Source organism: Methyloceanibacter sp., from assembly GCF_049590335.1.
GTDB lineage: Bacteria > Pseudomonadota > Alphaproteobacteria > Rhizobiales > Methyloligellaceae > Methyloceanibacter.
On sequence record NZ_JBAWCQ010000049.1, the window covers coordinates 1 to 6,626 of the forward strand.

Annotated in this window: 6 protein-coding genes, 1 tRNA gene and 2 rRNA genes; 2 read left to right on the forward strand and 7 right to left on the reverse strand. The window is 60.0% G+C overall.

The window, feature by feature from the left end; all coding sequences use genetic code 11:
* Positions 1-47: 47 nt before the first annotated feature.
* The 3 genes from WBQ77_RS03305 to WBQ77_RS03315 all read right to left on the reverse strand — a co-directional run bounded on the left by WBQ77_RS03305 (position 48) and on the right by WBQ77_RS03315 (position 1,556).
* Positions 48-124 (reverse strand) — tRNA-Met (locus WBQ77_RS03305).
* A 221-nt stretch (positions 125-345) separates the two neighbouring features.
* Positions 346-747 carry a lipid-A-disaccharide synthase N-terminal domain-containing protein gene (locus tag WBQ77_RS03310; protein ID WP_424043821.1) on the reverse strand — a complete coding sequence of 134 codons (402 nt, stop codon included), beginning with the start codon at positions 745-747 and terminating at the stop codon, positions 346-348.
* Positions 748-752: 5 nt separating this feature from the next.
* A complete protein-coding gene (locus WBQ77_RS03315) occupies positions 753-1,556 on the reverse strand; it encodes a glycosyltransferase family 2 protein (protein ID WP_424043820.1) in 804 nt (267 codons plus the stop codon).
* Positions 1,557-1,715: 159 nt separating this feature from the next.
* Between WBQ77_RS03315 and WBQ77_RS03320 the strand changes: the two genes are divergently transcribed.
* A complete protein-coding gene (locus WBQ77_RS03320; RefSeq protein WP_424058923.1) occupies positions 1,716-3,230 on the forward strand; it encodes an ArnT family glycosyltransferase in 1,515 nt (504 codons plus the stop codon).
* Positions 3,231-3,243: 13 nt separating this feature from the next.
* Here WBQ77_RS03320 and WBQ77_RS03325 read toward each other — a convergent pair whose 3' ends face one another.
* Entirely contained in the window at positions 3,244-3,771 is a 528-nt protein-coding gene (locus WBQ77_RS03325; RefSeq protein WP_424058925.1) for a copper chaperone PCu(A)C, read from the reverse strand.
* A 462-nt stretch (positions 3,772-4,233) separates the two neighbouring features.
* Between WBQ77_RS03325 and WBQ77_RS03330 the strand changes: the two genes are divergently transcribed.
* The gene (locus WBQ77_RS03330; RefSeq protein WP_424043815.1) at positions 4,234-4,860 is read left to right on the forward strand and encodes a cell wall hydrolase; all 627 of its coding nucleotides are present in this window, start codon (positions 4,234-4,236) and stop codon (positions 4,858-4,860) included.
* A 77-nt stretch (positions 4,861-4,937) separates the two neighbouring features.
* Here WBQ77_RS03330 and WBQ77_RS03335 read toward each other — a convergent pair whose 3' ends face one another.
* From WBQ77_RS03335 to WBQ77_RS03345, 3 genes are all read right to left on the reverse strand, one after another.
* Positions 4,938-5,483: a formaldehyde-activating enzyme gene (locus WBQ77_RS03335; RefSeq protein WP_424043814.1), complete on the reverse strand. Its 546-nt coding sequence runs from the start codon at positions 5,481-5,483 to the stop codon at positions 4,938-4,940.
* A 289-nt stretch (positions 5,484-5,772) separates the two neighbouring features.
* Positions 5,773-5,887 (reverse strand): 5S ribosomal RNA (gene rrf / locus WBQ77_RS03340).
* Positions 5,888-6,056: 169 nt separating this feature from the next.
* A 23S ribosomal RNA gene (locus WBQ77_RS03345) occupies positions 6,057-6,626 on the reverse strand; the annotation flags it as partial.

Here is a 6,626-nt window from a genome sequence, read left to right on the forward strand (position 1 = left end):
GCTGAAAGAACCAATCGTCAATGAGAGGATGACAGGTCTGGTAAAACTGGTTGCGGGGGTAGGATTTGAACCTACGACCTTCAGGTTATGAGCCTGACGAGCTACCGGGCTGCTCCACCCCGCGTCAATTCAGTTAGCCTTCTAGAAACCAAGTGGCCTTCTAGAAAAAAGGGCCTTCCCTTCGCGCAGCGCTGAAGCCTCAAAAAGGGGGTCGCCGCGAAAGGGGGGAACCTATAGATAGGTTCTAAGAAGATAGGAAGCGCTAAACTTGCGCAGCCCCGAGAGCCTGCGACGCTAGCCCCTCTATAAGGGATTTACGACAGCCTTGTAAAGCCCGGCGTGGCGCTACGCCTTGCTGCGCGCCGGCTCTCTCAAGCCGTCTACCTCGAACCCCTTAGACGGTTTGGCATCACCGTCCATGGGGACTCCCGGGGGGCCTTTATCCACTCCCTTGCCCTGCCAGATGAAATAGATATTGCGGGAATAGATGATCAGCCCCGTCGCCTGGCCGATGATGAAGACCGGATCCATGCGATGAATGGCATAGCTCAGCAGCATGAGCCCACCGACAAAGCTGAAGTACCAGAACGTCTCGGGCACGATGGAGGCACGGGCGCGCTCCGTCGCGATCCACTGAATCAGGAATCGCATCGAAAACATAAGCTGCGCGAATAGGCCGATTCCGAGCCAGACCAGTTCCGCCGTGGACTTGTCAGCCCACCATTGCGCGAGGCTTCCCGCGGACATAGCCGTTACCCTCTCTGACTTACGAGTTGAATGTGCCGCTCTCCAGTCTTCGTGGCATCGCCATGGACATGTTCGGCCACAGGCGGAATATCCGTGCGCTTGCGCAGCCAGCTCACCCCGACGAGATCGTAGATGCCGATCAGCGCGCGGCCAAAATTGGTGTATTTCGACTGGCCCGCCAAACGCGGCCGATCGTTGACCGGTGCAAAGCTCACCTGATGTCCGTAGGTCAGGAAAAAGGCGGGAAGATAACGATGCATGCTGGTGAAGAAGGGAAGCGCCAGATAGGCCTCGCGATGATAGACTTTAATGCCGCACCCGGTATCCGGGCATCCATCATTCAGGACACTGTCCCGGAGCCAGTTGGCAAAGCGCGAAGCGAAACGCTTCGAGCCGGTATCCTTCCGCGAAGTCCTGACCCCGCCCACGAGCGCAGGCTCCGATCCAGGCAAGCCAAGCTTCTCGAATAGCGCAGGGATATCGGCCGGATCGTTCTGCCCGTCGCCGTCCATGGTCGCGATCACTGGAAAGCGCGCGGCCAATATTGCCGTGCGCATTGAAGCGCTCTGCCCGCCCCGGTGGGCATGGCGCAGATAGCGCAACGTGCCGTGATGAGGGATCAATGCTTTGATTTCCGCGGCCGTGGCGTCGTCGCTGGCATCGTCGATAGCGATCACCTCCCCGAGCACGGACCCGGGCACAGCGGTGTAGGTTTCCTCGATCAAACGGCCAATATTGCCTTGCTCGTTGAACGCAGGAATAACAACGGAGATGCGGACGGCGCCGCCCGGCGCCCAATCGCCTAGCATATGATCTCCTACAGGACGCGAGTGGTAGTCGAAGCGACCATAGTGATGTTCAAGATTGACGTCCAGATGTACGATGCCACGTGCCTGACATAAGAATGATAAATATTTCAGCTCTTTAGGGGCTGAGACGCTCCGCACGCGCCTCTTGAGGATTCCATCTTGTCCGCCCACAAAACGTCGAAAGAGATCGGACCGTCCGGCGCGCCCTTCGGACCGCCCCTCTCCGACCGGGGCTATGGCCTTCTGACCCTTCTGTGCCTTGGCCTTTTGCTCGCCTTCCGGCTGGTGGCCCTCTATGCGTCCAAGGTCGATCTCGTCATGGACGAGGCTCAGTATTGGACCTGGTCGCGCGATTTCGAGTTCGGCTATTTCTCCAAGCCGCCTCTGATCGCCTGGATCATACGTGCCATGAGCGAAGCCTGCGGGGTTTCGGAGGCCTGCACGCGCGCCGCCTCTCCCATCCTCTATACGTTAACCTCGGGACTGCTCTTCGCCATCGCCCGGGTCCTCTTCAATGCACGAACGGGTTTCTGGACCGCCATCTTTTTCGCGACGCTGCCGGGAGTCTCCTATGCCTCCGCGCTGATCACCACGGATGCGCCGCTGATCTTCCTCTGGACGCTCATGCTCTTCTTCTGGGTGATGCTGGTGAAGCGGCAGAGCATGGGCTTCGCCATCCTCCTAGGCCTCGCCATCGGCACGGGACTCTTGGCCAAGCAGGCCATGGTTTACGCGGTGCTGTGCATTGCCTGCCACGCCATCGTGTCGCGCGAGGCCCGCCAGGCGCTTCTGGGCGGCCGCGCCATTTTCGCAGGCCTCATCGCGATTGCCCTGTTCTCGCCGAACATCGTGTGGAACGCCGAACATGGCTGGCCTACCGCGAAGCATACCGGGGACAATATCAGCTGGCGCGCACCCTATATTCACCCGCTCGCGCTCGCAGAGTTCATCGCTGCGCAGTTCGCGCTATTCGGGCCGATCCTTTTTGCTGTGTTCGCCCGGGCCTCGTTCCGGCACGCCGGACGGCCGGACGATACCAACAAGACGCTGCTCCTCTGCTTTTCGCTACCGATTCTCGCAACCCTCGCTGTCCAGGCTTTGCTGTCGCGTGCGCACGGCAATTGGGCGGCGACCGCGTATCCCGCCGCTACCGTTTTCGTCTCGGCGGTCATGCTGGAACAGGGGCGGCGCGTGCTGATGGCGATCTCGATGGCGCTGCACTTTCTCGTCGCCGCGATCATCGGCATCGCGCCGGCTTTCGCTCGCAGCTGGACGCCATTCGAGCAGCTCCAATTCCTACGCTCGTCGATCGGGTGGGACGAGACTGCCGATGCAGTCCGGAAACTTCTGTCCGAGGGCGCCTATGGCGCAGTCCTGGTCGATACGCGCGATCTGACCGCCGAGCTGCTCTATTACATGGGCGAGGCCAAGACGCCCATCTATGTCTGGAAGCGCCGGCCGGAACCACACCATCACTACGAGATGACCCGCCCCTTCGTGGCCGGCACACCCGAGCCGGTTCTGCTGGTCTCTCTGCGCGCCTGCCGCAAAGGCATTGCGCGCCATTTCGACAGCGTGACATTGCTGCCGCCAGTCGAAATCCCATTGGTGCGAAACCAAACGCGGACGCTCCACGCCTGCGCGCTATCCGGCTTCCGTGGCGCGGACAAATAAGCGCAGACAGTGCTCAATGATATTGATGTTCCGGCGCGGCGTCGCCCTCTTTGCCCGGCGCGCTGGATGGTCCGATCCCGACCGGCACTGAAATCTCAATCGGCCCAGCCGTGTCGAATTCCAGTGTCAGCGGCAGGGTCTCGCCCCTGGCCAGCTTGCCGTCGAGGCCCATGACCATGACATGGGCGCCCCCAGGCTTGAGCGATGCGGATCCTCCACCCGGGATGGTGAGTCCGTTTTCGAGGGGCCTCATTTTCATGACGCCATCGGCGGCGATGTTCGTCTCATGAATCTCGATGCGCGCGGCTTTCGGAGACTGCACGCCACGCAGCACGTCGTCTGCGGTACCGACATTCTGGATTGTCATATAGGCCGCCGTCACGCGGCCCTCCCCAATTGTCGGACGCACCCAGGCTTCGGAAACGACGATGCCCGTCCTCTGGTCGGCCCAGACGGTCAAGGCGACGAACAAAAGGGCGGCCACAGTCAAAGCAAGAGCGAGCCCAACTTCGATCAGGTGCTGCCTCGTCATCCGCCCCATGGTCGTCTCCAAAATCGCTTTATATACAATCAATAGTAGGCACTACCAGCCGCCAACATGTCGCCAGAGTAAGTCGTATCGGGCAGTTTGTGTTGTGCCGTGGTGTCACGTGCGGCGGTCGGTCGCTCTGCCTAGCGCAACGTAATCAACCGCTTGCCAAACACGTGCCCGGCGCTTTCCGGCACAGCAATCAGGTCTCGACGCGCTAGCCAACGAATCGGCATCATTCGATCCATTGTACGGGGACGCCAAGTGACCTAGAACCCTTAGAAAGTCTATCGCGTCAATCTCAGCGCAACTTTTGACCGTTAGCTTCGACGCCTAGCGGTTTGTCTGGACCGGGACTGGGCCCAATAGAGGGGCTGGGGAATGGCCTGATCGGTCCCGGCTGTGGGGACCTTTGGCCAGAGGGAACTTCACAGCCTAAAGGGATTCAAACTGCCGATCCGGGGGACATATGTCGTGGCGGCGATCGCTGTCGCCACAGCGGCACTCTGCCTGAATGGCTGTTCCGGGCGTTCACCCGCAAGGCTGCCCATGGCCGCGACGTCCGACGAGCGGGAGTGTCTGGTCCGCGCCATGTATTTCGAGTCAAACCGCTCAAGCGTTGACGGGTCCATGGCTGTGGGCACAGTCGTCATGAACCGGGTCGAGTCCCAGCGCTTTCCCAGCACGATCTGCGGCGTGGTCGGACAGCACAAGCAATTCGCACCGGGCGTGCTAACCCGGTCCATGGATCCTAAGCAGATGAAACCGGCCGTGCACGCAGCCGATGCGGTGCTCAAGGGCGCCCGCCACGCAAAAGTGGGACCGGCAATGCATTTCCATGCGGCGAGCTACAAGAACCCCTACCCCGCTAAATACCTGACCGTGGCAGGCGGCAATGCCTTCTATCTCAAGACCGGCCGACGGTGGCAGAAAGAATACACGGGCAGCATCTCGACGGCCAAGGCGGCCCCGGTCAAAGATCTCACCAAGCGCGCATCGACCATTCTCGTTGGCGCCCAAGCTGCGGGCGTTCCATGCGAGGACTCCGACGGCACCGGCGCGATCTCCCTCGCTTGCGAGACCGAGGCGGCGGGCCGCTAGGCGGCGGATTTAGTCGCAAAAAAGCCGCCGCAGGTAACCCGCGACGGCTCGTCTTCCCCTATAGCGCAACGGCGTTGCTACTCGCCCTTGAGGCCCTTCTCGAAATATTTGTGCACGACCTTATCCTGGTTCGCCAGGAGCCAGTCGATCGAGGGCTGATACGCCATGGCCTTGTTGATGGCCTGCCAAGTCGCCTTGCGGTGAATGTCGAAAAGGATCTGGTGGTCGAGATTCTCGACGTCGACAATCCCCGGATTGAGCCACACGGAGACGATGATGCCGAGCTCGTCCGCCTTGTCCTTCGGGATGTCGCCCGAGCGCACCGCATCGAGCACACCCATGGCGGTCGCATACTGCACAGTGCCCATGAGGATGTTGGTGTAACGCACATCATCGACGGTGACCTTGCTGACGCAGAGCGTCGGCGGACGCACCATGACGTCGGTGTTGAGCAGCGCTAGAACGCGGCTATGCCCCTTTACCTGATCCCCAAGCAGGTTGGCGAAGGCGCTTCCCATCGGCCCATCCATCTGGCCGATAGCAACCTCCGGCTCCGCGGCCGTACCGGGCGGCCCGCCGGCGACAAGGCTTTCACCCACTCTCATGACAATACGGTCAGACATGATCTGTCTTGTTCCCTCGTTTGGTTGGCAAAGAAGATGCTGATGTTGAAGCTCGGCGGACTATGACGTCGCCGGCCTCACATCGCAATGCCAACAAGCGGGCACGAAGACGCTGACAACAAAAAACCGCCGCTGGGAAAACCCAAGCGGCGGTTTTGTAAATCTGGCGCTACGCACGTGGCGGCGCCAACAATCGTGAAAGAGGGGCAAAATCTCGGTATAGCATCGCGCGTTTGGCAGCAGCTCATTGGCTGCCGACAGCGGCGTGACGGCCAACTACTCTTAGCAAGCCTGGCGACGACCTACTCTCCCAAGTCTTGAGACTTAGTACCATCGGCGCTGGAGCTTTTCACGGACGAGTTCGGGATGGGATCGGGTGTAGACGCTCCGCCAGAATCACCAGGCCAGCAAAGAATAGTTAGCAACGAAAATCTGGTCTCAACAACCATCTCTTGGGGCGCCACCGCGCTTCGCGCTACTTGAGCGCGGGGTTGCGACAACATCCCGTGTCTTCGTGCCCACGTAGGCCGTAAGGCCCGTAGCACGAACAACAGATGGATACTGATAATGAAAGCAATCAAGCCGATCGAGCGATTAGTACTGGTTAGCTACACGCATTGCTGCGCGTACACATCCAGCCTATCAACGTGGTGGTCTTCCACGGCTCTCAAGGGAGAACTAGTTTCGAGGTGGGCTTCCCGCTTAGATGCTTTCAGCGGTTATCCCTTCCGTACTTAGCTACCCTGCTGTGCCGCTGGCGCGACAACAGGTCCACCAGAGGTACGTCCATCCCGGTCCTCTCGTACTAGGGACAGCTCCTCTCAATTCTCCTACACCCACGGCAGATAGGGACCGAACTGTCTCACGACGTTCTAAACCCAGCTCACGTACCACTTTAATCGGCGAACAGCCGAACCCTTGGGACCTGCTCCAGCCCCAGGATGTGATGAGCCGACATCGAGGTGCCAAACAACCCCGTCGATATGGACTCTTGGGGGTTATCAGCCTGTTATCCCCGGCGTACCTTTTATCCGTTGAGCGATGGCCCTTCCACTCGGGACCACCGGATCACTATGACCGACTTTCGTCTCTGCTCGACTTGTCAGTCTCGCAGTCAGGCAGGCTTATGCCATTGCACTCGAC